Raw genomic sequence first — 25,545 nt, 5'->3', positions numbered from 1 at the left:
TAATGGCTATGCGAGACCGCCAGTAATAGTGCTATGCATTTTCGACATAGCCAGATTATACGCCAGCTGCGTTGCAAGCTTGCATCACTTTGTCGGGCTGGGCGCAGCGGCAAAAGGTCCGCTTATATATTACCGCTGCAGTCCGGATTGCGATGCAGCGCCAACAATCCTCTCAGCGTACCCAGACACATGCACAATAACACCAAAGCCAGTGGCAAACCCGTGGCGATTGCACCTGCCTGAAGCGACGTGAGGCCTCCACTGAGCAACAGAACGATACCAATACCGCCAACCGCGACCAGCCAGATGGTCTTTTGCCGCAGCAGCGTATCGGTGCGTCCGCCCGCGGTCATTGTGTCAATCACCAGCGTGCCAGAGTCCCAGCCCGTCACGAAAAAGATCAGGATCAGGCCAATGGCAACAAATGAGGTGAATTGCGCCCAGGGCAAAGTGCCGAGAAGCACAAATAGCTGCGTATCCAGTGATGCTTTGGCCAAGTCCGCACCATTGCCCGCAACGATTTGCGCGATGCTTGCGTCCCCAAAAATCGTGAGCCACAATATGCCCAGCAGGCTTGGCGCGATCATGGCCCCGGCAATGAATTCACGCACCGTCCGGCCCAATGAAATGCGCGCCATGAACATGCCGACAAATGGGGCCCAGCTGATCCACCATGCCCAATAATAGACCGACCAATCATTGTAAAAACCGGTGTCGGTGCGGCCAACCGGATTCGATAATGCCGGCAGAAATTTGAGATAGTTGACGATATTGGTCGCAAGATCGCCGATCAGCTGAAGCGTAGATCCGGTCGTCAAGACAAACACCAGCAAGGCAAAGGCAACCCACATGTTGACCTCGCTCAAAATGCGGATGCCGCGATCAATGCCACCCCGGATCGACAGAAATGTGATTCCGGCCATCACTGCTATCAACGCAAGGATCGTGAGTGACGAGCTCGTTACGCCATAAAGATAGACGATCCCCGCCATCGCTTGCTGCGCACCAAGCCCCAGCGACGTGGCCAGTCCAAAGATAGTCGCAAGGACTGCGAGCACTTCAATGACATCGCCTGTGCGGCCCCAAACCGCCTTTCCAAACAAGGGGTAGAATGCCGACCGCATCGACAACGGCATGTTGAAATCAAAGCTAAAGAGCGCAAGCGCGAGACCGGTGACCGCAAAAATGGCCCACGGATGCAACGCCCAGTCAAAGATGGTCGCCGCCATCGCGATGCTGCGTGCCGCTTGTGCGTCGCCAACAGCGCCGCCCAACGGCGCTGCAGAACCGCCCGCCATGGAAGACGTGAAATGGGTGACTGGTTCACCCACGCCATAAAACACCAAGCCGATGCCCATGCCTGCGCCAAACAGCATCGCAAACCACGACAATCGCGAATAATCAGGCGTAGCCCCTTTGCCGCCCAACCGGATTTTCCCCAGCGGTGAAAGTGCAACAACGACGCAAAAGATCAGCAGAAGATTGCCCGACATCATGAAGAACCAGTCGAAATGGGCAACCGCACCACTGCGCAAGCCCGCAAACAGGTCCGCCGATGCTTCAGGCGCGATCAGGCTGAATAGTATGACCGCGAACGCAATAATGGCCGTCGGGAAAAATACAGCGGGATTGATATGCATCCCACCCCAATGGCGATTGGATTGGCCATAGTTCCCCAGATCTATTGCTTTGTCCCAATCGGCCAATGCACTCTCCTTAAGGTCTCACGCCACCATCAATGGCTGGCAGCCGCCGTGAACGCCGTCCACAGCCATGCGGCAAAACTGCGCCACACCTCAACATGGAAACGATCTGCACCCTCGCGGATGATAATGATTTCGACCGTTTCATAAATTGTTCGTGTGGCCCGGCCGACCGCGAAATTGTCGAGATCAAGCGGGCAACCTGTCATCAGCAGTTCCGCTGCGCGTGGCCCTTCAAGGACAAGGCAGATCGATCGTTCGCTGATATCCGTAATGGCAACCGGCAATCCCGCGCCGGTCGGCATGGCCGCCTCCGCTGGCGTGCGCAGGAGCCATTCGTCCGGACCAAGGCATGCAATGCCACCTTCGGTCGCGCCGATTTTCTGTGGCACTTTTACGTTCAGCACCGTTTCCAAAGCCTCGGCAGTCCGCGCCCGCAGCGAATAGCGCTTCAGCGGTGCAGCAAGGCTGATGCTGACACCATCGGCTACGTACGGCGTTGAAGAAACGGGTTCGTTCCTGAAAAGGGCATCAGACATGCAGCCGCGCTCCTTCTGCATCATAAAAAACCATGCCGCTCACTTTTGCTTCATGCGTTTTGCCCGGCATCGGGATGTGCAGCGTACCGCCCATCATCTCGTGCCCACCTGCCACTAAGGCAAAAGCGATCGACCGGCCAAGCGTTTCGCTCCAGTAAGAAGAGGTCACATGGCCGATCATCGTCATAGGGATTGGCTGACGCGGGTCGGCAACAATCTGTGCACCTTCTTCCAGCACAACATTGGGATCATCGGTCAGTAACCCGACCAACTGTTTGCGCCCCGGCGCAACGATGTCAGGCCGTGCCATTGACCGTTTGCCGACAAAGTCCGGCTTTTTCTTGCCCACCGCCCAATCGAGACCGGCATCAAACGGGGTTATGGTGCCGTCGGTATCTTGCCCGACGATAATGAACCCCTTTTCGGCGCGCAGCACGTGCATCGCCTCTGTGCCATAGGGCGTGATGTCAAATTTCGCACCCTCTGCCATCAATTGTTCCCACACCGCGCGGCCATAAGCAGTCGGCACGTTGATTTCGAAACCAAGTTCGCCCGTGAAGCTCACCCGGAACAGGCGCGTTGGAATGCCGCAGATTGTGCCTTCGCGAATGGCCATATGCGGGAAAGCGTCGGCGGACAGGTCAATGCCCTCAACCAGTGGCTCCAACAATTTGCGCGCATTCGGACCTTGCAGCGCAATGACCGCATATTGCTCGGTCGTGCTGGTCAACCAGACGTCAAGGTCAGGCCATTCGGTCTGGAGATAATCCTCCATCATATTCAGCACACGCGCGGCACCGCCGGTCGTGGTGGTCAGATGGAACCGGTCGGGCGCCAACCGCGCCGAAACACCGTCATCGGTGATGAAGCCATCTTCTTTCAAAAGCAGCCCATAACGGCACCGGCCTGGCTCAAGCGCTTTCCACGGGTTGGTATACATGCGGTTCAGGAATTCGGCGGCATCGGGGCCAACGACTTCAATCTTGCCCAACGTCGACGCATCAAAAATGCCGACTGAGGACCGCACCGCAACGCATTCGCGGTTCACCGCCGCGTGCATATCCTCACCCATTTTGGGGAAATAACGCGCGCGCCGCCACTGTGCGACCAGTTCGAACACAGCGCCATTTTCGGCGGCCCAGCCGTCGATATTGGTCGTCCGTGTCGGTTGGAACAATGCGCCCTTCGCATGCCCCGCCAACGCACCGAAAGTCTGCGGCGTATAGGGCGGACGAAAGCTTGTCAGACCAATATCGGTCACTGGCTTGGCAAGCGCCGTTGATGCAATCTGCAAGCCATTGAGGTTCGATGTCTTGCCCTGATCAGTTGCCATGCCGTTGGTTGTGTAGCGCTTGATATGCTCGATAGAACGGAAGCCCTCACGCACCGCCAGCTTGATATCCTTCGCCGTGACATCATTCTGGAAATCGACAAAGGCCTTTATCCGGCTTTGGTCCTTGGGCGTTGGCAACATATCAACAATCACGCCGCTGCCAAAATCCCAGCCGCCTGAACATGCCCCGACACAGCGCACATTTTCGTTCGGTTGATCGGGAACATAGGCGCCGATCTCATCGCGCCATGCAAGCGATCCTTTGCTGTGCGACCATAGATGCACACTCGGCGTCCAACCGCCAGCCATCAATAGCGTATCGCAATCGATGCGCGCGCCGAGATAATCGTCATTATTGCAGATCTGGATGGATGTGACCCGGTGCCGGCCATTTACGCCAGTGACGCTATGATTGAGGTGCACGTTGATGCCAAGGCGGTTGGCCTCGTCCAGCAGCGCAGAGGACACCTCGGTACGCACATCGATGATCGCCTTTATACCGACACCCGCTTTTGCCAAGGCGAACACATCATGCCAGCCGCTGTCATGCGCGGTCATCAACGCGACCGATTTGCCGACCGCGGCGCCGTAGCGATTGGCAAAAACCTTTGCGGCGGACGAAAGCATCACGCCCGGCGTATCGTTGCCGTCAAAAACGAGCGGCCGTTCAATCGCACCTTGCGCAAGGACCACTTCACCGGCCCGCACACGCCATAATTTTTCGCGTGGGCTGTCCGAATTGTCCGGCATGTGATCGGTCAACCGCTGCACCGCGCCGATAAAGTTATCGTGATAATAGCCGAACGCCGTCGTCCGGGTGAGTATCGTGACATTGGACGCATCGGTGAGCGCTTTACGACTGCGTTCCAGCCACGGCCATAGCGCCGGATCCGCAAGCGCACCGCCGCCAAGTTCATCCTGTTCATCGATCAGGATGATCCGCTTGTTCGAACCCATCGCTTCCAATGCAGCATCAATACCGGCGGGTCCCGCGCCAACGATCAACAGGTCGCAATGGGCATAAGTGGATGCATAGATGTCGGGGTCTTCTTGGGTCGGCGCATCGCCAAGTCCAGCCATCTTGCGGATCGCCGGTTCATACAGCTTTTCCCAAAAAGAGCGCGGCCACATGAAGGTTTTATTGTAAAAACCCGCAGGGAAAAACATACCCAACCGGTCATTTATCGCGCCAAAATCGCGCTTGAGCGACGGCCAGCGATTCTGACTGAAGGCGTTGAGCCCCGCATGAATCTCGACACTGGTCGCACGCAGATTGGGCGTGAAGCGACCTGCACCCCGATCCACCGATATGAGCGCGTTCGGCTCCTCACTGCCCGCTGCCATAATGCCGCGCGGGCGGTGATATTTAAAAGATCGGCCGAACAGGCTGACACCATTGGCAAGCAAGGCCGAAGCCAAAGTGTCGCCAGCGAAACCTTGATAGGAATGTCCGTCAAAGCGGAATTCCACCGGTCGGTTGCGATCAATCCGTCCGCCATTTTCGAGACGATATCCGCTCATCGCCGCGGCTCCCCAGCCTTGTAAGTCGTTTCAAATTTGTCGGTCACTGTGTCGCGTACGGCGTTGAAAAAGCGACCACAGCCATGCACATGCCGCCAGCGTTCGTGGTGCCGCCCGCGTGGATTGGCGCGAATGAAAAGATAGGCTTCCCATTCTTCGTCGCTCTGGCTTGACGGGTCCAATGGGCGGGCAACATGCGCCTGCCCGGCATTGGCAAATTCGATTTCGGGACGTTTCTCGTCACAATAAGGGCAGTGAATTAAGATCATTAGTGTGCCACCGCCGCTGCTGCTGCCTCGTCGATCAACCGGCCATTGCGGAAACGGTCGAGATTGAAGGGCGCGTTGATGGGATGCGGCTCGTCCTTTGCCATGGTGTAGGCCAGCAAATCTCCGGCCCCGGGCGTCGCCTTAAATCCGCCAGTGCCCCAGCCGCAATTGACATATAGCCCCTTGACCGGGGTCTTGCCCAATATCGGTGAACGGTCAGGCGTCACGTCGACAATCCCGCCCCACGTCCGCAACATCCGCATCCGCCTGTAAATCGGAAAAATTTCGCAGATTGCAGCAAGCGTATGTTCGATAATGTGAAGCGCGCCGCGCTGCGAGTAGCTGACATATTGGTCGGTGCCTGCACCAATGACCAATTCGCCTTTGTCCGACTGGCTCATATAGGCATGGACTGTGTTCGACATAACGACGCAAGGGAAAGTTGGTTTGACAGGCTCTGAAACCAGTGCCTGCAAGGGGTAGCTTTCCAACGGAAAGTCCAAACCGGCCATCTGCATAACAACAGACGTATTGCCCGCAGCCGACACGCCAATACGCTTTGTGGCGATAGGCCCACGGGTGGTTTCAACGCCCTCAACCGCACCATCGGCACCGCGCCGGATAGCCGTTACGGCGCAATTCTGGATGATATCAACGCCCAGCGCCGCCGCGGCCCGTGCATAGCCCCACGCCACCGAATCGTGCCGTGCTGTGCCGCCGCGCCGTTGCAATGCAGCCCCCAGCACAGGGTGCCGCGCATCGGGCGAAATGTTTAAGGGCGGACAATAATCTTTGGCCTGCTGCGGTGTCAGCCATTCATTGTCGACACCGTTCAGCCGGTTCGCGTTGATGTGCCGTTGCAGGCTCTGCACATCATGCACATTGTGCGCGAGCATCATGACGCCGCGTTTCGAATACATGACGTTGTAGTTAAGTTCCTGACTCAACCCGTCCCAAAGCTTCACCGCATGATCATAAAGATGCGCGCTTTCGTCATAGAGATAGTTTGACCGGATAATCGTTGTGTTACGCCCGGTATTACCGCCGCCGATCCAGCCTTTTTCAAGCACGGCGACATTAGTAATCCCATATTTTTTGGCGAGATAATATGCCGCGCCTAGCCCGTGTCCGCCGCCGCCGACGATGATGGCATCATAAGCCGGTTTTGGTGCCGCATCGGGCCATTGTTCGGGCCAATCCTGATGTCCGCCAAGCGCTTTGGCGAAAAGACTGAAAGCACTGTGGTGGGTCATGATATTTTCTCAAGCGCAGCTGTAGCGCGGCTCACATAGAAACTCTTGAAGTCGTCGACCAGCTTTTCTTCCACGGCATAAGGCCCCTGAATATAGCCATCGCTGGCGATCCCGCGATGGTTGATCGCAGAGAAATGCCCGTCCTGCTCGTTTGTTTTGCGCCACAATGCGGCCAAATGATCGGGATCGTAATCGACGCCCTCAACTGCATCTTCGTGCACCAGCCAACTCGTGCGCAGCAATGTCTTGTCCGGCGAAATCGGGGTCAGTGAAAATGTCACAACATGGTCGCAGCAGAAATGGTGCCAGCTATTGGGCTGAGTCCAAACAGACAGGCTCGACGTTTCAGGCGCAGTAAATGGCCCGATCAATTTTTGACACGCAAGCTTGCCATCTATCGATTGGGTTACCGCGCCATTGGCCAGCGCCAACCGCGCGACCCGGTGCCACCAGCCGTCAGGAAATTCGATGAGGTCATGGTCGATGCCGAGTGCTTTCCACTCTTCATGCTTCGCCGCATTATCGGGCGCATCTTTACCAAAGCCTGTTGTCCCAAGCACACTAATCAGTTCAGGATGACCGACGTCGCAATGGTAACATTCGCGATTATTCTCCATCACCAATTTCCAGTTGGCGTCTTCGATATAATTGTCCTGGACAACGACTTTTAGCTTTTCGAGATCATAGACCGAAATCTGTTCGGATATGTCCGCCTTTACGCGATCAATCGGCGGCGGATTGTCGCCCAGGCAGATGAAAATAAGGCCGCCGACATTTTCCAGCGCTACCGGCGAAAGCCCGTGATCCGCTTTGTCAAAATCCTCCGCCATGCTGCGCGCGGCAAGAAGTTGACCATCAAGACCATATGTCCATTGATGATAGGGACACATTAAACGCGGCGCCCGTCCGCGCTGTTCCAGACAGATTTTGGCCCCACGGTGCCGGCAGCTGTTCCAAAATGCGCGCACTTGCATGTCGCGGCCACGCACAATGACGACAGAATTCTGCGCCAGTTCGAACACGAAAAAATCGCCCGGATTTTTCACATGCGCGACGGTACAGGCATAAAGCCAAACCGATTTCAGCATGACCTGCGTATCAAATTCGAACGCGTCTTCGCTCACATATAATTCGCGCGGCAAGGTATGGCCCTTGCGATCCTGCGCAAGCAAATCTGCGATGGGGGCGAAACGAGACATTGGCTTAGCTCTTCAGTGCATTATTGTCAGGGTCGAACGGTGAGTCCGCGATGATCGTCGCCTTGTGGCGAACGCCCAAAATCGCGATTTCAAACTCGGCACCTACATGCGCCAAATCAGGCCGGACCATCGCGAGCGCAAGCGACTTGCGCACGCGCCAACCATAACCGCCAGACGTCACGCGGCCGACAATATCATCGCCGTGATAAATCGGCTCAGACCCGCGCGCATCGGCATCGGTCACACCATGCACTTCCATCGTCACAAGCGTGTTGGCAGCGCCCCGTTCGCGCCACGCAAGCAATGCATCGCGGCCATGAAAGGCTGGTTTCTTCAGGCTGACAAAGCGATTCAATCCGCTTTCAAACGCCGAATATTCAACCGACAATTCACGCGGGATCAGCTTATAGCTTTTTTCGAGCGCCATCGACGTCATCGCGCGGATACCGAACGGCTTAATCTCAAACTCCGCGCCGGCCTCCATCAACCGGTCAAAGATATAATTCTGTATTTCGATCGGATGATGGATTTCCCAACCAAGTTCACCGATGAAATTGACCCGCAGCGCATCGACCTGCGCCAGACCAATGCTCATTTTCTTGCCGGTCAACCATGGGAAGGCATCATTGGACAGGTCCGCATCGGTCAACTTCGCCAACACATCGCGCGAACGCGGGCCCGCCAGAACAAGCACGCCCATCGCCGTGGTCAGCCGTTCAAAGCTGACAGAACCATCGCGCGGCAGGGCCTTTTTCAAATAATCATGGTCATGCCGCTCATAGGCGCCAGCCGAGACAAGATAATAACGCTGCGGCGCGACTTTATAGACGGTGAACTCACTGCGCACGCCGCCCTTGTGGGTGAGCAGATAGGACAAAGTTACGCGCCCGACCTTTTTCGGCACCGCATTTGTCAGCAGCTGGTCGAGCCAGGCTTCTGCACCCGGACCTGATATTTCGCATTTGGCGAATGCGCTCATATCCTGAATGCCGACTTTTTCATGCACATGGCGACACTCATTGCCGACATGCTCGAAATAGTTGGAACGACGGAACGACCATTTTTCGCGAATGGGTTGATCCGCAACGACGGGATGATTGTCGTTCAAAAGCACGTCGGGCTTGTCGAGATCAGCCGCACTGAGCGCATAGCCTTCCGGCGCAAACCAATTGGGGCGTTCCCAGCCGAACACACTGCCAAACACCGCGCCCAGCGCCTTCATCCGGTCATAGCAAGGGGTACGCCGCAACGCGCGTCCCGCTTCACGTTCTTCATCGGGATAATGCACGGTGAAGACTTTGGCATAGGCTTCTTCGTTCTTTTCAATCAGGAATCCGCGTCCAGCATAATCGCCAAAGCGGCGCGGATCGACGCCCATCATGTCGATGGTCGGTTCACCATCGACAATCCAATGTGCCAATTGCCAACCAGCGCCACCTGCGGCGGTAACGCCAAAGCTGTGTCCTTCATTGAGCCAGAAGTTTTTCAGTCCCCATGCCGGTCCGACAATGGGCGACCCGTCGGGCGTGTAAGCGATTGCGCCATTATACACGCGCTTGATGCCGACCTCGCCAAAGGCGGGCACGCGCTTCATTGCGGCAAGAATATAGGGTTCAAGCCGTTCAAGCGCGTCAGGGAACAGTTCATATTCGCTGGTTGCCGAAGGGCCATCCACATAGCAGGCCGGCGCACCCAGTTCATATGGCCCCAACAACAGTCCGCCCGCTTCCTCACGCATATAATAGCTGGCGTCGGATTCACGCAGGACGCCCATTTCGGGCAAACCGGCTTTCTTGCGCGCCATGATGTCCGGATGTTGCTCGGTCACGATATATTGATGCTCGACAGGGATCACGGGGATATCGAGACCGACCATTGCGCCTGTCTGACGCGCGAAATTGCCGGAGCAGGAGACGACATGCTCGCAGGTGATGTCGCCCTGATCGGTCGAGATAAGCCATTCGCCGCTGGGCTGCTGCGTGATCGCGGTGACGGTTGTGTTGCGATAGATGGTCGCGCCGCGTTGCCGCGCGCCCTTGGCCAATGCCTGTGTTAAGTCGGCGGGCTGGATATAACCGTCATCGGGATGCTGGATAGCGCCGATAACGCCGTCCATATCCGCAAGCGGCCAAATATCTTTGACGTCGTCGGGGCTCAGGAAATTGACATCGACGCCAATGGTGCGCGCAACGCCCGCATAATAATTATACTCATCCATCCGGTCTTTGGTGGTCGCCAGCCGGATGTTCGTGACTTGCGAAAAACCGGCATGCAGGCCGGTCTCTGCCTCTAGCGTTGGATATAATCCTACCGAATATTGATGCAGCTTGCCGACGGAATAGCTCAAGTTGAAAAGCGGCAAAAGGCCCGCGGCATGCCAGGTTGAGCCGGAGGTTAACTCCTTACGCTCAAGCAAGACGACGTCGCTCCACCCCATTTTGGCAAGATGGTACAACGTGCTTACGCCGACAACGCCGCCACCAATTACAACCGCCCGTGCTGTGCTCTTCATAATATCCACCAATTTTCGTTATCGCGGCCCTATGTCAGACTAAAAGCTGGTGCGGCAATCGGATTGCGCCATGGAATCACAGCAACAGGTTTTTCTAATATTAAATATTAGTACTGTTTACTTGGCGACCAAGCAAGGCCGGGAAGAGGCACTGATTTTCTTGGGGATTTCCTTGGGTGTCGTGGCCGCGCAATATGCAGCTGTCACAGGACGGTTCGGTCCGCCCAATGCGCGTGGGTTCCACTGCTGATCTTATGTGGCAGAGCGATTCTGCACACCGGCCCATCATCAAAGCGTTTGCAGTCGATCAGGATGCACTCCGACGTTCCAAGATTTTCGTCGGTCACAAAGCTGACAAGATACCCATCGTCTTCGTCCACGGCGCCCACGCGTGGGGCAAAAGGCGCCTCGCTGGCATAGCGGCCATCGGTTAGTTGGACCTCCCATGACTCGCCGGTGACCAAATCATGTTTGACGAAGCCTGTGAACAGGAACCAACCCGGCTTTGACGTCGTGCTATAGGCATAACGATAGGGCAGCCCCAAATAACGTTGGTTCATCATGCCAAACTCTAAAATCCGGTCATCCAACCGCTCTTCGCGTGTCGTGCCGTCCTTCAAGTTGAAACGCCAACGGTGCAGCTTGGGCTTGAAGCTATGTTCGTCGACATAAGCCATCATATGCCCATAGCCGTCGGCATTTTCGATCGGTGGCGGATAAGGATCCTCTTCGAAATAGCCATCAAGGATGACCTCATCCCCTTCCTCATAGGCATTGATAAAGTGCAGGACAAAGGTCGGGTCCGCTTCAAACCAGCGAATATCTTCGGGTTGGCCATAACGTGGAATGAGCGCGAAACGCGATGGCAGCCCTTCGTGCAGCCGCGTCACATGGACATCGCGCTTCAACAATTCCTCATCCCAGAACAAAGGAAAGTCGCACAAAATAGACCAGTTTTCGGTGAACATCATGTCATGCGGCAAACGTGGCCCGGGAAGCGGGATGGGCACATAATGCGCCAGCTTGCCGCTGCGGTCGACCACACCATAATGCATATAAGGCGCATGTTTGGAGTAGTTGAAAAACAGCAACTCGCCGGTGCGTTCATCGACCTTGGGATGCGCGGAAATGCCGTCCAGCGGAACCCAGGACGCAACACCCTCTTGCTCCAGCGTTTCGGGGTCGAGCACATAGCCCTCGCCGCACTGGTAGAAAGTGGATACGGCCTTGCCGGCATGCACGATAATGTCCGTGCTTGATGAATCCTTGAGGCTACCATGTGCGCCAAAGCCGGGGCGTTTCGATACACCCACCTTGTCCATCAACCCGCCCCACAGCGAACCGCCGGCATCCTGCTCCGCCTGAAAACAACGGGTGCGCACAAAGCGATTGCGGTAGCTTGCCTTGCCGCCCGAAAAATCGATCTGGTGGATCATGCCGTCGCCATCAAAGGGATGATAACGCCCAAGCGGTTGATGGATCTGGTTTTCGGTGTTGCGCAAATAGACGCCGTCAATGTCGTCCGGAATGCTGCCTTCGATCACCGCAAGGTCCGTTGCCGTGACCTCTTCATGCTGCGGCGTCCATGCACCGTTGAGATAGGGATGGTTGCTCGGCTGCAGCGTTGCTTTCACCGGTGGCAATCTATCGACACGCATTTTCGCTCTCCTCAGGCATTAGCCTAGGTCGAAAGTCACCCCTTGCGCAAGCGGCAGTTCGTTGGAGTAGTTAATCGTGTTCGTCACGCGGCGCATATAGGCTTTCCATGCGTCCGATCCGGATTCGCGACCACCGCCCGTTTCTTTTTCGCCGCCAAAGGCCCCACCGATTTCAGCCCCTGATGTGCCGATATTGACATTGGCGATGCCGCAGTCGCTGCCTTCTGCAGACAGGAACCGTTCGCACTCGCGTACGTCGGTCGAGAATATCGACGACGAAAGCCCCGCGCCGACGCTGTTTTGAAGCGTGATGGCGTGCGCCAAATCGTGATAGCGGAAGATGTAGAGTATCGGGGCGAAGGTTTCGCGCAATGCCGGGCCATTGTGGGTGGGCATCTCGACCAGCGCAGGCCGGACATAGGCACCCTTCATGTCCATCCGCGCGCCGCCCGTGATATTTGCACCAAGCGCACGCGCTTCATCGAGGGCGATCCGCATGCCGTCATATGCCGCTTCGTCAATAAGGGGGCCTGCCAAGTTGCCGCCATCTAATGGGTCGCCAACCGCCATCGATGTGCTGGCGGCCTTCAATGCCTCCACAAAATTGTCATAGATCGCATCATGGACAAAGACGCGCCGTAGGCTCGTACACCGTTGCCCGCTTGTGCCGAACGCGGAGAACAGCACGCCGCGCAACGCCAATGCAAGGTCGGCTTTGTCGCTGATGATCGCGGCATTATTGCCGCCAAGTTCCAATATCGTCTTGGCAAAACGCGCGGCTGCAACCTGTCCGACTTTGCGCCCCATTTGCGTGCTGCCGGTGGCAGAGATGAGCGCGATGCGCGGGTCCGCAACCAAAGCCGCGCCAACGTCGCGTCCGCCATGCACCACTTGTGATACATGCGCCGGCGCATCGCCAAATGCGGTCACCGCGCGTTCAAAAATGGCTTGTACGGCCACCGCAGTCAGCGGGGTTTTTTCCGATGGTTTCCAGATAACGCTATTGCCGCAGACAAGTGCCAACGCCGCATTCCACGCCCAAACAGCGACCGGGAAATTGAACGCAGAAATGACCAGAACCGGGCCCAAGGGATGCCATTGTTCCATCATGCGGTGGCCGGGACGTTCGCTGGCGATGGTAAGACCATGAAGCTGGCGCGATAAGCCTACGGCGAAATCGCAAATGTCGATCATTTCCTGCACTTCGCCCATGCCCTCGGACAACGGCTTCCCACATTCGATGGTGACAAGGCGCGCCAGTTTCTCCTTATCTTCGCGTAAGGCATTGCCGAACAAACGGACGAGCTCTCCGCGACGCGGCGCGGGGACGGCGCGCCAACTGTGAAACGCAGCGGTAGCATTGGCGCACGCCGCATCAATATCTGACGCGGAGGCGGTTGGTACCGATCCGATATTGCTGCCATCGACGGGCGAGTATGACGCCATATCCCCCGAAATTTGCGTTCCGAGGTGTGTCAGAATCGTCTCTACATCTGCTGCCAGCTTCACCGCTATCTCCTATTTGATTGCAAGGCGAATAGACGGGTTACAGACATTTTGCCAGCTTGCCCGCAGCACACAAAAAGTTTAGCGACCCATGCAACATTGGAGAAACCTTATGGCCGAATTGGCAGCATTTGATTGGTCCGACCCCTTCCGTCTGGATGCGCAACTTACCGAAGATGAACGCATGATCCGCGATACGGCACATGCCTTTGCACAAAGCGAATTGCAGCCGCGCGTGATTGAGGCGTACCGGACCGAATGTGATGCGCCCGAATTGTTTCCGCTCATGGGCCAAACGGGTTTGCTGGGTGCAACGATTCCGGAAGAATATGGCGGCGTTGGCGCGTCTTATGTCGCTTATGGCTTGATTGCGCGGGAAATTGAGCGCGTCGATTCAGGCTATCGGTCGATGGCGTCGGTTCAATCGTCGCTCGTGATGCATCCCATCTATGCATATGGTTCCGAAGAGCAGCGCCGCAAATATCTGCCCGGTCTTGCCGCAGGGACGCTCATTGGCTGCTTTGGGTTGACCGAGCCGGACGCCGGGTCCGATCCTGCGGGCATGCGCACCTTCGCCAAAAAAGTTGATGGCGGATATGTCATCAACGGTTCGAAAACGTGGATTTCAAACGCACCCTTTGCCGATGTCTTTGTCGTGTGGGCAAAATCGGAAGCACATGGCGGTGGCATTCGCGGCTTTGTGCTGGAAAAGGGCATGAAAGGCCTGTCCGCGCCAAAAATTCAAGGCAAATTGTCGCTGCGCGCATCAACCACTGGCATGATCATAATGGACAATGTCGAGGTTGGTGAGGACGCACTTCTGCCCGACGTGCAAGGCCTGAAGGGCCCGTTTGGTTGCCTTAACCGTGCGCGTTACGGCATTAGCTGGGGCGCGTTGGGGGCAGCGGAATTCTGCATGCATGCCGCCCGCCAATATGGCCTTGATCGCCATCAATTTGGCAAGCCGCTCGCCGCCAACCAGCTCTATCAAAAGAAGCTGGCCGATATGATGACCGATATCGCGCTTGGGCTTCAGGCATCGTTGCGCGTCGGACGGCTAATGGACGAAGGCCAGCTGGCGCCCGACATGATTTCAATCGTGAAGCGCAACAATGTCGGCAAAGCGCTCGATATCGCCCGCGCCGCGCGCGATATGCATGGCGGCAACGGTATCAGCGAGGAATATCAAGTCATGCGCCACATGGCGAACCTCGAAACGGTCAACACCTACGAAGGTGCGCACGACGTCCACGCTTTGATTCTGGGGCGCGCCATCACGGGCATCGCTGCGTTCTGACAAAAATTGGGCCGCCAAGCGTTACAGCGGGCGGCCCAGTTAAGGCTTTGCAGCCAACTAGGGAGGAAAGTGTATCTCTTAAAAGACACGGCCCCTGTTAACGCGAAGATGGTTAATAATTCATAAACGCCGCGACGACGGCGATGGACCTAGCAAGGGCCAGTCCTTCGGCCTTCGACCGAAAACGAAAATGGCGCATTATTGCGAATGCCCTGCGACTGAATGTGGACGATCCGGTTGGATTCCTTACGGATGGTCGTCAGGCCCTGTCCTTGACCTTTGCAGGTGTAACTGACCGTCACCATATTCACGGTTGAACGGACAACGTACCGCTCACAGGCTACACCAGCATGCTGGATTTGGGTTAGCAGCTCTGGGTTACCAAGACAGATTTTTGTCAATGGCGCCTCAGCCCCGGCTGCCCGGAAACTCCACTGCCCGCGTTCCAGCGTGTGCAATAACGACAGATCATTTGCGTTCGCGAGCGCAAGTGAAGTTGAAGTGAGCGACAGTAAAATGGCGCCAACGAAATGATATTGGGAGAGTTTCAATGTCATAAGCTTCAATCCATAAACCCGCCATTTTTATTGAAATGGCCTGTTTATTGTCGGGACATACCACAAAATGCTACGTTTCGCATGATAGAATGTGGTCCATGAACCGTGAATGACCAGATCGGCCCAATCGCCGCGATCAGTTGTTGAAGCTTGCCAAACTCACCGGAAAACGGCGCGAGCAAAATTCGCAATCCACAACGATATCCCCGGCATCATCAGCCATGTCCGCGCGGTCTTCGGCCGGAAATTTTGCGATGACATCGCGAATATGCACGGGGTCGCAGCGGCAGCCCTTGGACAGCGGGTGGCCTTGTTCAATGCGCACTTCCTGTTCCTCATGGAACAAGCGCCATACGATTTCTTCCAGTGGCAATGATGGATCAGCAAGTTCGGCGCGGGCGATGGTAGAGGCAATGATTTCCACATGCTCCCATTCGGGATGATCAAGCCGGACATGCAGGCGTTCGCGGCCTTCTTCGCCCTCAGGCAAATGCTGGACGAGCAGCCCGCCAGCCACACAGCGGCCGTTCACATGGTCGACGGCGACGCGAATAAGCGTCGGTATTTGTTCAGACTGCACAAAATAGTTCGCGGCGGCATCCGCCAGCGTATCGCCCTCAAGCGGCACGATACCTTGGTATCGACCACCGCCTTCAATCGCTGGCTTCATCCGGTCGAACGTAATGGCAAGATAGCCTTTACCGAAGATACCCAACAATGTGGAATCGTCCGGCAGCGCAGCGACAGTCGCTGGATCAAACTGCGCATATCCGCGCAACGCACCATCCTTATAATCGCAGGCCAGCAAACGAATGGCACCCTTTTCGGTTTGCGTCTGCAATGTCAGCTGGCTGCCTTTTTCCTTCAGCGAGGCACCCAGCAATGCCGTGAGCACCAGTGCCTCTGCGAGCGTTTTCTCAATGAGCGGCGGATAAGCATGCGCGGCCAATATTTCAGCCAACACTTCGTCAAGCCGCACCAACCGTCCGCGTGCGTCACGGGTCGGAATGGAAAAGCGCAAAGGCTGATTACAAAAAGTTTCGGACTGCCCAGCCATTAAATTTGGCCAAAACACCAGCGTAAGATGGATTTTTGTGCGTGGAGCCGGTTTTCGGCTTCGTCCCAGATGACCGACTGCGGTCCGTCGATCACGGCGTCGGTGACTTCCTCGCCACGGTGCGCAGGCAGGCAGTGCAGAAATTTGGCATCGCCCTTCGCCATAGCCATAAGCTGCTCGTTCACCTGATAGGGCATCATCGCGGCTATTTTGTTGTGGGCATGCTCTTGTCCCATCGACACCCAAGTATCCGTGACAATCACGTCTGCGCCACTGACCGCTTCGGCAGCATCGCGCGTGAGCGTAACGTTCGCACCCGCCGCGCGCGCGCGCGCGATGAAGCTATCGTCGCTTTCATAACCCTGTGGCACGGCAATCCGCACGTTGAACTGGAACAATCCCGCAGCCTCAACGATGGAATTGAGCACATTGTTACCATCGCCAAGCCACGCAAGCTCAAGCCCGGGCAACGCCTTATTATGCTCGGTTATCGTCAACAGGTCAGCCACAATCTGGCACGGGTGCGACAAATCGGTCAGTCCGTTGATCACAGGCACGCTGGCGTGATGCGCAAGCTCTTCCACCTTGGCATGATCATCGGTCCGGATCATGATGGCGTCGACATAGCGCGACAAAACGCGTGCGGTGTCGGCGATGGATTCACCGCGCCCCAGCTGCATTTGGCCAGACGCCATAAAAATGCTGTCGCCGCCCAGTTGCTTCATCGCCATTTCAAATGACGTTCGCGTGCGTGTCGAATTTTTTTCGAACACCATCGCGAGCGTATGCCCAGCTAATGGCGCATCCGCATCTGCCTTGCCCTTGGGCCAGCCTTGTCGTGCGGCTTTGCGGTCAATGGCGTCGTTGAGCATGGCAGCAATAGCATCGCCGCCCGCATCCGCCAGATTTAGGAAATGACGGGTCATGCCGCCTGCGGCACCTGATAACTTGCCGCGCCAGCCGAAAGCTTTTCCATGAAAATCTGGATTTCGGTATCGGTAATGTTCAACGGCGGCAGCACACGGAAGGTGTTGTCACCAGCGGCAACCAGCAGCAGCCCATGATTGTCCCGCAAATGCGCGACGAAGGCGCGCGTTTCGTGCGTCATCATAACGCCCAGCATCAAGCCCTTGCCACGCACGCCGGTAAACAGATCGGGATAGTTGCCAATGAACTGTTCAAGTGAGGTGCGCACTTTGTCGCCCGTCGCGCGCACATTTTCGAGGAATTCGTCATTCGCCACGACATCCCAAACCGCTTGGCATGCTGCCATCGCAAATGGGTTTCCGCCGTACGTCGAACCGTGCGTCCCTACGACCATGCCGCGGGCTGCCTCTTCGGTCGCCAAGCACGCACCCACAGGGAAACCGCCGCCCAAGCCCTTTGCCGTCGCCATAATGTCGGGCGTGATGCCATATTGTTCATAGGCATAAAGCGTTCCCGAGCGCGCAACACCGCACTGGACTTCGTCGAGGATGAGCATGATGCCATGTTCGTCGGCCAGCGCGCGCAGGCCCTGCATAAAGGCGTCTGACGCCGGACGCACGCCGCCCTCGCCTTGAATGGGTTCCACAAGGAATGCCGCGGTCTTGGGCCCTAATGCAGCCTTGGCGCCTTCAAGATCGTCGAAGTCGACATATTTGAAACCTTCGAGCAAAGGCATAAAGCCCTTGTGCATCTTTTCCTGATTGCTGGCAGAAATCGTTGCCATCGTGCGGCCATGAAAGGCATTTTTGAAGGTGATGATTTCAAAGCGGTCGCTGCCTTGGCTCTGGTGGTACGCGCGTGCAGTCTTGATCGCGCACTCGACGGCTTCTGCGCCCGAGTTTGTGAAAAACACGGTGTCGGCAAAAGTCGTATCCACCAGCCGCTGGGCAAATGCCTCACCCTGCGGGCTGCCATAAAGGTTCGATACATGGATCAGCGTCGCTGCCTGATCCTGAATGGCTTTGGTCAAATGCGGGTGGCCGTGCCCAAGCAAGTTCACAGCAATGCCCGCTGCGAAATCGAGCGCGCGGCTGCCGTCTTCGGAAATCAACCAAGCGCCCTCGCCGCGCACCGGTCGGAAACCGCAACGCGGATAGACGGGCATCAAAGGCGTGATCGACATGGTATATTTCCTTCCAACCAAATGCTTGGCATATTCCAAAAGCCAAAAAGCGGCCCCGCGGGACCGCTTGTTTTGCCCTACCGCTATAAGCTTGCAAAAATGGCAAATCAACCCGTGCGACCGCTGCTGTATCACCCCTGCAATCGGCGCATGAACGCGCAGCGGCTACAGCCCCTTGTCGCGTTTCGCGGCAGCAATCTGTCGTTTAAGGTAACCGAACAACAGCAGATGCACCGCCACCAATAATAAAACGAGGATTAAGATGATTTTGCCAGCGCTCATACGGGCACCCATAGCATCTGCTCGCGCATCATCACTCCACCGTGACAGACTTTGCCAAATTGCGTGGCTGGTCGACATCCGTGCCTTTCGCGCACGCCACATGATAAGCGAGCAACTGCACGGGCACAGCATAAACCAATGGCGCGATGAGTGGGTGGACACTTGGCATTTCGATAGTGGCGAGGCAGCCCTCGCCCGCTTCGGCTATGCCCTCGGCATCAGAAATCAGCACGACCTTCCCGCCCCGCGCACGCACTTCCTGCATGTTGCTCACGGTCTTTTCGAACAGCGGGCCGCTTGGCGCGAGCACGATGACGGGCACGGCTTCGTCGATCAGCGCGATTGGGCCATGCTTCATTTCACCCGAGGCATAGCCTTCCGCATGGATGTAGCTGATTTCCTTGAGCTTGAGCGCACCTTCCATCGCCAGCGGATAGTCGGGACCACGGCCAAGGTAGAGCACGTCGCGCGCAGGCGCGATAAGATGTGCCATCGCCGCAATGTCGTCGTCATGCGCCAATGCGGCGTTCAAGGCAGCGGGCGCTTCGATCAGATGGCGCACAATCTCGCGTTCTTCTTCTGCAGTCAGCTTGCCTTTGACGAGCGCAAGATGCGCGGCGAGCGCCGCGAGCACGGCGAGTTGGCAGGTGAAGGCCTTAGTCGAAGCAACGCCGATTTCGGGGCCAGCATGTGTCGGCAGCAACAGGTCCGCCTCACGCGCCATTGACGAGGTCGGCACATTCACCACGACCGCTATGGTCTGGCCATTTTCCTTGCAGTGGCGCAACGCGGCCAGCGTATCTGCGGTCTCGCCCGATTGGGAAATGAACAGCGCCAGACCGCCTTCTTCCAACACCGGATCACGGTAGCGGAATTCGGACGCGACATCGATATCGACGGGCACGCGGGCAAATGTTTCGAACCAATATTTGGCGACCATGCCAGCGTAATAGGATGTGCCGCAGGCAACGATGGTAATGCGCTTCACGCCCGCTAGGTCGAAATCCATTTGCGGCAGGGCAACGGTCTGTTCAACGGGACGGATATAGCTGGAGAGCGTTTGTGCAACCACTGTGGGTTGCTCAAAAATCTCTTTCTGCATGTAATGGCGGTAATTGCCCTTTTCGATCTGGGCGGCGGACACGCCGCTGGTGGTGACTTCGCGGACGACGGGGTTATTATCCTTATCGAAAATCTGCGCACCATCGCGCGCGATGACAACCCAGTCGCCCTCTTCCAGATAGGCGATTTTCTGTGTCAGCGGCGCGAGCGCCAACGCATCAGACCCCAAATAGGTTTCGCCGTCGCCATAACCAACAACCAGTGGGCTACCGAGACGCGCGCCAATCAGAAAATCGGGAAATGCGCGAAACGCAATCGCAAGTGCAAAGGCACCGCGCAAGCGGGGCAGCACGGCCTTCACGGCATCGGCCGGTGCATGGCCAGCCTCCACCTGTTCCGACACCAGATGCGCGACAACCTCTGTATCGGTTTCGCTTTCAAATGTCCGCCCGCGGGCGATGAGTTCATCGCGCAGCTGCTTGAAATTTTCGATGATACCATTGTGCACGAGCGCGACTTCGCCCGTCGCATGGGGATGCGCATTGCTCGTGGTTGGCGCGCCATGGGTGGCCCAGCGCGTATGCGCGATGCCAATGTAACCCGCCGCATCGTCGGTTTTCAGAACATTGACCAAGTTCGCAAGCTTGCCCTCTGCCCGGCGGCGGACGAGCTGACCATCATGCACGGTGCAAACACCGGCGGAGTCATAACCCCGATACTCCATCCGCTTCAGTCCATCGACCAGCCGGTCTGAAACCGCAGATTTGCCAACAATTCCGATAATGCCGCACATGGATTTTTTGCTTTCGTTTAGAGTATGTATGGAACGCGGATGCCCGGCACATTGGGCGAAAAATCTCTAATATTTCGGTTCACCAGAATGCGATGATTGAGCTGCGCTGACGCTAATATCACTGACCCGGCGCGTTTCAAGCGCGGTCTCTCGCAGCGGAGCGCAAAGTAGCGATTCCAACCGCGTCCGTCCAAATTGAAATTTGCAGACTACTTCCCTTCCTTCTTCTTCCGCATCGCGTCGTGGAAACGATCCGCCCAGCCGGGCTTTACCAGTTGCTCGGCGCGGACCATGCGGAGTTCACCATCGGCGACGTCGCGGGATACGGCGCTGCCTGCCGCGACGATGGCATCGCGGCCGATTTTTACCGGTGCGATGAGGGCGCTGTTGGAACCGATGAAAGCGCCTTCGCCAATCACCGTCTGATATTTGAAATAGCCGTCATAATTGCAGGTGATCGTGCCCGCACCGATATTTGCGCCTGCACCAATTGTCGCATCGCCAAGATAGGTCAGATGGTTGGCCTTTGCGCCCTTGCCCAGATGGGCTTTTTTGGTTTCGACGAAATTGCCGATCTTGGCCTTTTCTTCCAACACCGTGCCGGGCCGCAACCGGGCGAAAGGACCAACTTCGCAACCGCTGGCGATTTGCGCACCTTCGATATGGCTGTTCGCGCGAATTTTGACGTTATCGGCGATGCGCACGCCGGGACCGAAGAACACATTGGGTTCGATCAGGACATCACGACCAATTTGCGTATCCCATGCGAACCAGACCGTTTCTGGCGCGATCAGCGTTGCGCCATCGTCCATCGCCTGCACGCGGCGGCGCTTTTGCCATTCGGCCTCCATCTCGGCCAATTGTGCGCGGCTGTTGATGCCCGCAACATCAAAGGGATCCGTGGTCACTGCAACGCAAACACGGCCATCGGCGTTCGCGATGTTGACGATGTCCGTTAGATAATATTCCTTCTGCGCATTGTCGTCCGTCACGCGGTCGAGCAAGCCAAACAGATCGCGTGACTTGACCGCCATCAGGCCGGAATTGGACAGCTTCACCGCCTTTTCAGCGTCGGTCGCGTCCTTCTGTTCGACCATTTTAACGATGCGGCCGTCTTCGACAATCACGCGGCCATAGCCTGTTGGGTCCTCCGGCGCGAACGCCAATACAACCACGGCAGGCGCGTCGGCGGCGTTCAGCCGTTCGACCATCGCCTGCATGGTTGCAGTCGGCACGAACGGAACATCGCCGTAAAGAATGAGGACATCGCCATCAAAGCCCACCAACGCGTCTTGCGCCTGCTGCACGGCATGGCCTGTTCCATGTTGCGGTTCTTGCACGGCCAATTCTGCGGACCCGGCTAAGGCAGCTTCAAGCTGATCCTTGCCGCTGCCGACAACCACAACCTTTTTGGCAGGGCTTAAGGCATCAACCGACGCCATCAGGTGCATCAGCATTGGCCGGCTGGCGATGGGATGCAGGACCTTGTGCAGATCGGATTTCATGCGGGTGCCCTTGCCCGCGGCAAGGATGATGGCAGCTAATTCAGTCATGTGCATTGTCATGCCAGCAAATTGTTGCGGTTTCCAGAACTTGCAGCCATTTGGGAGCGATATGACAAAAATTCCTTTCGACATCATCGGCTTCGACCTTGACGGTACTTTAGTGGATACCAGCGGCGACCTCACCGCCGCGGTCAATCATGTGCTGTCCAGCGTCGGCAGACCGACCCTTTCGGCCGAAACCGTCAAGCAACATATCGGCGGCGGGGCAAAACTGATGCTGCAACAGGGATTGGAGGCGACAGGCGGCATTCCCGACGGCGATTTTAAGCCGCTCTACCGCCAGATGTTGGCTTATTATGAAGCCAATGTGTCGGTCCACAGTAGGCCCTTCGACGGCGCAATCAATTTGCTGGACACGCTGGATGCGATGGGCGTGCGGTACGCGGTTGTGACCAACAAGTTCGAAAGCCTGGCGGTCAAGTTGCTCAACGACCTGAACCTTGCACATCGTATGGGCTGCATTTTGGGTGCGGACACGTTGGGCAAAGAAAATGCCAAACCATCCGGCGCGCCCATCTTTGAAATGGTCAAAAGATGCGGCGGCGGACGTGCGGCCTATATTGGCGATTCTATTTACGACATCATGGCGGCGAAAAATGCCGATGTGCCGAGTGTGGCCGTTAGCTTTGGTTTCCTGCACGGGCCCGTGGAAGATATGGGCGCTGATGCCATCATCGACCATTTTGATGATCTGATCGCGGTATTACGAAACCTCTCCTAATCAAATGTCCGTTATTTCATCGGCGATGCTTGCACGCAAAAACTGCGTCTATATGTGGGGCAATATAGCCGGTAATAGCGAACACGGGGTTGGCGCCGATTGGGATGACATGGACGGGTGAATATAGTGAACAGTTGGTTTTCTCCCCGCGTATTTTTTGCCTTTGGCCTTGCTTTTGTCGGCGCCGTTTTTGCAGGGCAAATGCTTGGTGTCGCCGAACGCATCCTTGTGGTGTTCGTATCCATGCTGATTGCTTTGTTCGTCGTGGCCGAAGGGCATGACCATGATGAAGCCGTTATCGATACGCCGCGGTCAGACGAACCGCGGGCAATCGATGCAGCCTCAATCACATCACACCCCCAGTTGCAGGCGTTTATCGATGCATCAACCGATGCGATATTGATGGTCGAAAACGCGCGCGTCACGGCTGCAAATGTGGTCGCGTTGCGCTTATTAGGTAGCAATATTGTTGGTCAGAATGTCCGGATGGCATTTCGGCATGCCGGGGCAATCGAGCGGCTGTCCGATCCTGATGCCCAGCACAGCGGCCACCCCATAAAACTCACAGGCATCGGTCAGAAAAACCAGCTGTGGGAAATGCGTATCCAGATGATGGGGCCCGGACAGAAGATTGTCCATTTGGCCGACCGCAGTGGCACGCAAGCGGCCGAAAAGATGCGCGTTGATTTCGTTGCCAATGCCAGCCACGAACTGTTGACGCCGCTCGCTGCTGTTAAAGGATTTATCGAAACATTGGATGACCCCGCTGCTGGTGAAGACCCGGCCACGCGCAGTCGATTCTTAGGCATCATGGCGAAAGAAACCGATCGTATGCAGGCGTTGGTGCGCGACCTTATGTCGCTTAGCCGCATTGAAGCCGAAAAATATGACCCGCCGCAAACACCCGTCGATTTTGCCCAGATCGTGATGGAAACGGTGGACCAGCTTCGTAACAGCCAAAAGGACCGCGGCGCAGATATTGCGGTCGACATCACCGCGGATTTGCCCGCAGTGATTGGCGATGCGGGCCAGTTGCGGCAGCTTGCCAATAATATCCTGAATAATGCCATGAAATATGGAAAAGACGGCACCCCGGTGCTGGTCTCGCTCGTGTCGTCACGATCCGGCGCCATGCTGAACTTCGCAGTTGCGGATGAAGGCGACGGGATTGCGCCTGAACATTTGCCGCGGCTGACCGAGCGTTTTTATCGCGTCGATTCGGGGCGCAGTCGGTTGGTTGGCGGAACCGGTCTGGGGCTTAGCCTGGTCAAACATATTGTCGACCGGCACCGCGGCCATCTGGAAATCCGCAGCACGTTGGGAAAAGGCACAACTGTGTCGATCCTGCTTCCCGTTGCACCGGCATGACCGTCACAATAGTGTAACACAAGAGTCATTTATCAGCCATCTGCAGCGTCTAATGGACCCGGGAGCGCAGTTCGATCTGTGCCGAATCCACTATGGGGACAACAGTTATGATTAAGAAAATTTCACTTGTTGCCATCAGCGCGCTCGCGCTTGCGGCATGTAATGACCAGGCAAGCACGGGTGGAGCCGCTGGCGGCTCGCGTCAGGAAATCCGCATTGTGGGTTCGTCGACGGTATTTCCATTCGCAAAGGCCGCGTCTGAGGCGTTTGCTAAAGCGGATCCTTCACGCAAATCACCTGTTCTGGAATCGACCGGAACCGGCGGCGGAATTGAACAATTCTGCAAAGGCGTAGGCGCAGAGACACCAGACATCGCAAATGCTTCACGTCGCATGAAGAAAAGCGAATTCGAAAATTGCCAGAAGAATGGCGTTAAGGACATTGTCGAAGTTCAGGTCGGCATCGACGGTCTGGCGCTTGCACAGTCGAACAAGGGCACCAAGTTCGTGCTCTCGACCGCTGACGTCTACAAGGCACTCGCGGCCAACCCGTTCGGTAAGCCACAGACTGCAAAGCTCTGGTCGGACGTGAACCCTTCGCTGCCTAAATTGCCAATTTCGGTATATGGCCCTCCAACGACATCTGGCACACGCGATTCATTCCATGAGCTGATCATGGAATCCGGTTGCAAATCCGACGCTACAATGAAGGCGTTGAAGGAAACCGACGAAGACAAGTATAAGGCTATTTGCACCGAAATCCGCACCGATGGTGCGTTCAAGGAGCAGGGCGAAAACGATAACCTGATCGTGCAGAAGCTCGATTCCAACCCCAACATGGTTGGCATCTTCGGCTACAGCTACATGGAAGAAAATGCATCCAAGGTACACGGCATCGTGATGAACGGCGTCAGCCCGACAGTCGCGACGATTTCGGATGGTAGCTACCCCGGTGCGCGCAAGATGTTCATCTATGTCAAGAAAGCCCACATCGACAAAATTCCTGGCATCAAGGAATTTATTGCCGAATTTCTTAAGGGTGGCGCAGTAGGCGGATATCTGACCAAATTGGGCATGATTGCATCGACTGAAGCAGACTATAAAGCGGCAAACGAAGCTGCAAATAGCCTCAACCCCATGACGGGCGCAGATTTGAAATAAAACTGCAACAATCATCGCGTCTATGGGCCTGGATCGAATCTGTGTTTGATCCAGGCCCATTGCTATTTTGGGTTCGGTAT

General features: G+C 56.4%; 19 protein-coding genes. 4 read left to right on the top strand and 15 right to left on the bottom strand.

All coding sequences use genetic code 11. The annotated features are described in order from the left end of the window. Nucleotides 1-122: 122 nt before the first annotated feature. From GGR91_RS10980 to amaB, 9 genes are all read right to left on the bottom strand, one after another. Nucleotides 123-1,640: a BCCT family transporter gene (locus GGR91_RS10980; protein ID WP_183942240.1), complete on the bottom strand. Its 1,518-nt coding sequence runs from the start codon at nucleotides 1,638-1,640 to the stop codon at nucleotides 123-125. A 95-nt stretch (nucleotides 1,641-1,735) separates the two neighbouring features. Next, complete coding sequence (locus GGR91_RS10975) at nucleotides 1,736-2,242, bottom strand: sarcosine oxidase subunit gamma (RefSeq protein ID WP_183942239.1); 507 nt, start codon at nucleotides 2,240-2,242, stop codon at nucleotides 1,736-1,738. Then, entirely contained in the window at nucleotides 2,235-5,096 is a 2,862-nt protein-coding gene (locus GGR91_RS10970) for a sarcosine oxidase subunit alpha (protein ID WP_183942238.1), read from the bottom strand. The genes GGR91_RS10975 and GGR91_RS10970 overlap by 8 nt, the downstream gene beginning before the upstream one ends. Beyond that, nucleotides 5,093-5,365, bottom strand: a complete 273-nt coding sequence (locus GGR91_RS10965) for a sarcosine oxidase subunit delta (protein WP_183942237.1) — start codon at nucleotides 5,363-5,365, stop codon at nucleotides 5,093-5,095. The genes GGR91_RS10970 and GGR91_RS10965 overlap by 4 nt, the downstream gene beginning before the upstream one ends. Continuing rightward, nucleotides 5,365-6,618, bottom strand: a complete 1,254-nt coding sequence (locus tag GGR91_RS10960) for a sarcosine oxidase subunit beta family protein (protein WP_183942236.1) — start codon at nucleotides 6,616-6,618, stop codon at nucleotides 5,365-5,367. Before GGR91_RS10960 ends, GGR91_RS10965 begins: the two co-directional genes overlap by 1 nt. Beyond that, a complete protein-coding gene (locus tag GGR91_RS10955; RefSeq protein WP_183942235.1) occupies nucleotides 6,615-7,817 on the bottom strand; it encodes an aromatic ring-hydroxylating oxygenase subunit alpha in 1,203 nt (400 codons plus the stop codon). Before GGR91_RS10955 ends, GGR91_RS10960 begins: the two co-directional genes overlap by 4 nt. Nucleotides 7,818-7,821: 4 nt before the next feature. After that, the gene (locus GGR91_RS10950; protein ID WP_183942234.1) at nucleotides 7,822-10,329 is read right to left on the bottom strand and encodes a GcvT family protein; all 2,508 of its coding nucleotides are present in this window, start codon (nucleotides 10,327-10,329) and stop codon (nucleotides 7,822-7,824) included. A 203-nt stretch (nucleotides 10,330-10,532) separates the two neighbouring features. Further along, nucleotides 10,533-11,987 carry a carotenoid oxygenase family protein gene (locus GGR91_RS10945; RefSeq protein ID WP_183942233.1) on the bottom strand — a complete coding sequence of 485 codons (1,455 nt, stop codon included), beginning with the start codon at nucleotides 11,985-11,987 and terminating at the stop codon, nucleotides 10,533-10,535. An 18-nt stretch (nucleotides 11,988-12,005) separates the two neighbouring features. After that, nucleotides 12,006-13,496, bottom strand: a complete 1,491-nt coding sequence (amaB, locus tag GGR91_RS10940; protein WP_322788811.1) for an L-piperidine-6-carboxylate dehydrogenase — start codon at nucleotides 13,494-13,496, stop codon at nucleotides 12,006-12,008. Nucleotides 13,497-13,605: 109 nt separating this feature from the next. Between amaB and GGR91_RS10935 the strand changes: the two genes are divergently transcribed. Continuing rightward, on the top strand, nucleotides 13,606-14,790 hold the full coding sequence (locus GGR91_RS10935; protein WP_183942232.1) for an acyl-CoA dehydrogenase: 1,185 nt from the start codon (nucleotides 13,606-13,608) through the stop codon (nucleotides 14,788-14,790). A 149-nt stretch (nucleotides 14,791-14,939) separates the two neighbouring features. Here GGR91_RS10935 and GGR91_RS10930 read toward each other — a convergent pair whose 3' ends face one another. The 6 genes from GGR91_RS10930 to glmU all read right to left on the bottom strand — a co-directional run bounded on the left by GGR91_RS10930 (nucleotide 14,940) and on the right by glmU (nucleotide 22,204). Further along, nucleotides 14,940-15,347, bottom strand: a complete 408-nt coding sequence (locus GGR91_RS10930; RefSeq protein WP_246337183.1) for a DUF3617 domain-containing protein — start codon at nucleotides 15,345-15,347, stop codon at nucleotides 14,940-14,942. Between the two features lie 136 nt (nucleotides 15,348-15,483). After that, nucleotides 15,484-16,404, bottom strand: coding sequence for an Hsp33 family molecular chaperone HslO (hslO, locus tag GGR91_RS10925; RefSeq protein ID WP_183942231.1), 921 nt, complete (start codon nucleotides 16,402-16,404; stop codon nucleotides 15,484-15,486). Beyond that, nucleotides 16,404-17,330 (bottom strand): ornithine carbamoyltransferase, encoded by a 927-nt coding sequence (argF, locus tag GGR91_RS10920; protein ID WP_183942230.1) that lies wholly within the window; start codon nucleotides 17,328-17,330, stop codon nucleotides 16,404-16,406. Before argF ends, hslO begins: the two co-directional genes overlap by 1 nt. Further along, nucleotides 17,327-18,514, bottom strand: coding sequence for an aspartate aminotransferase family protein (locus tag GGR91_RS10915; protein ID WP_183942229.1), 1,188 nt, complete (start codon nucleotides 18,512-18,514; stop codon nucleotides 17,327-17,329). Before GGR91_RS10915 ends, argF begins: the two co-directional genes overlap by 4 nt. A 313-nt stretch (nucleotides 18,515-18,827) precedes the next feature. Beyond that, on the bottom strand, nucleotides 18,828-20,651 hold the full coding sequence (gene glmS, locus GGR91_RS10910) for a glutamine--fructose-6-phosphate transaminase (isomerizing) (protein WP_183942228.1): 1,824 nt from the start codon (nucleotides 20,649-20,651) through the stop codon (nucleotides 18,828-18,830). A gap of 209 nt (nucleotides 20,652-20,860) precedes the next feature. Then, complete coding sequence (glmU, locus tag GGR91_RS10905; protein WP_183942227.1) at nucleotides 20,861-22,204, bottom strand: bifunctional UDP-N-acetylglucosamine diphosphorylase/glucosamine-1-phosphate N-acetyltransferase GlmU; 1,344 nt, start codon at nucleotides 22,202-22,204, stop codon at nucleotides 20,861-20,863. Nucleotides 22,205-22,265: 61 nt separating this feature from the next. Here glmU and GGR91_RS10900 point away from each other — a divergent pair, with 61 nt between their 5' ends. From GGR91_RS10900 to GGR91_RS10890, 3 genes are all read left to right on the top strand, one after another. Beyond that, nucleotides 22,266-22,937, top strand: coding sequence for an HAD hydrolase-like protein (locus GGR91_RS10900; RefSeq protein ID WP_183942226.1), 672 nt, complete (start codon nucleotides 22,266-22,268; stop codon nucleotides 22,935-22,937). 126 nt (nucleotides 22,938-23,063) lie between these two features. Then, nucleotides 23,064-24,305 carry an ATP-binding protein gene (locus GGR91_RS11755; RefSeq protein ID WP_183942225.1) on the top strand — a complete coding sequence of 414 codons (1,242 nt, stop codon included), beginning with the start codon at nucleotides 23,064-23,066 and terminating at the stop codon, nucleotides 24,303-24,305. A 107-nt stretch (nucleotides 24,306-24,412) separates the two neighbouring features. After that, nucleotides 24,413-25,465 carry a substrate-binding domain-containing protein gene (locus tag GGR91_RS10890; protein ID WP_183942224.1) on the top strand — a complete coding sequence of 351 codons (1,053 nt, stop codon included), beginning with the start codon at nucleotides 24,413-24,415 and terminating at the stop codon, nucleotides 25,463-25,465. Nucleotides 25,466-25,545 lie beyond the last annotated feature (80 nt).

Origin of the sequence: Sphingorhabdus rigui, assembly GCF_014196595.1 — a bacterium.
Taxonomy (GTDB): Bacteria; Pseudomonadota; Alphaproteobacteria; order Sphingomonadales; family Sphingomonadaceae; genus Sphingorhabdus_B; species Sphingorhabdus_B rigui.
The sequence above is the reverse complement of the archived record's forward strand: the minus strand, read 5'-3'. Positions and strand labels throughout refer to the sequence as shown.

Excerpts from the sequence above, each read along its gene's own strand:
- GGR91_RS10980 (WP_183942240.1), bottom strand. The coding sequence starts at position 1,640 with ATGCATATCAATCCCGCTGTATTTTTCCCGACGGCCATTATTGCGTTC.
- GGR91_RS10975 (WP_183942239.1), bottom strand. The coding sequence starts at position 2,242 with ATGTCTGATGCCCTTTTCAGGAACGAACCCGTTTCTTCAACGCCGTAC.
- GGR91_RS10970 (WP_183942238.1), bottom strand. The coding sequence starts at position 5,096 with ATGAGCGGATATCGTCTCGAAAATGGCGGACGGATTGATCGCAACCGA.
- GGR91_RS10965 (WP_183942237.1), bottom strand. The coding sequence starts at position 5,365 with ATGATCTTAATTCACTGCCCTTATTGTGACGAGAAACGTCCCGAAATC.
- GGR91_RS10960 (WP_183942236.1), bottom strand. The coding sequence starts at position 6,618 with ATGACCCACCACAGTGCTTTCAGTCTTTTCGCCAAAGCGCTTGGCGGA.
- GGR91_RS10955 (WP_183942235.1), bottom strand. The coding sequence starts at position 7,817 with ATGTCTCGTTTCGCCCCCATCGCAGATTTGCTTGCGCAGGATCGCAAG.
- GGR91_RS10950 (WP_183942234.1), bottom strand. The coding sequence starts at position 10,329 with ATGAAGAGCACAGCACGGGCGGTTGTAATTGGTGGCGGCGTTGTCGGC.
- GGR91_RS10945 (WP_183942233.1), bottom strand. The coding sequence starts at position 11,987 with ATGCGTGTCGATAGATTGCCACCGGTGAAAGCAACGCTGCAGCCGAGC.
- GGR91_RS10935 (WP_183942232.1), top strand. The coding sequence starts at position 13,606 with ATGGCCGAATTGGCAGCATTTGATTGGTCCGACCCCTTCCGTCTGGAT.
- GGR91_RS10930 (WP_246337183.1), bottom strand. The coding sequence starts at position 15,347 with ATGACATTGAAACTCTCCCAATATCATTTCGTTGGCGCCATTTTACTG.
- hslO (WP_183942231.1), bottom strand. The coding sequence starts at position 16,404 with ATGGCTGGGCAGTCCGAAACTTTTTGTAATCAGCCTTTGCGCTTTTCC.
- argF (WP_183942230.1), bottom strand. The coding sequence starts at position 17,330 with ATGACCCGTCATTTCCTAAATCTGGCGGATGCGGGCGGCGATGCTATT.
- GGR91_RS10915 (WP_183942229.1), bottom strand. The coding sequence starts at position 18,514 with ATGTCGATCACGCCTTTGATGCCCGTCTATCCGCGTTGCGGTTTCCGA.
- glmS (WP_183942228.1), bottom strand. The coding sequence starts at position 20,651 with ATGTGCGGCATTATCGGAATTGTTGGCAAATCTGCGGTTTCAGACCGG.
- glmU (WP_183942227.1), bottom strand. The coding sequence starts at position 22,204 with ATGACTGAATTAGCTGCCATCATCCTTGCCGCGGGCAAGGGCACCCGC.
- GGR91_RS10900 (WP_183942226.1), top strand. The coding sequence starts at position 22,266 with ATGACAAAAATTCCTTTCGACATCATCGGCTTCGACCTTGACGGTACT.
- GGR91_RS10890 (WP_183942224.1), top strand. The coding sequence starts at position 24,413 with ATGATTAAGAAAATTTCACTTGTTGCCATCAGCGCGCTCGCGCTTGCG.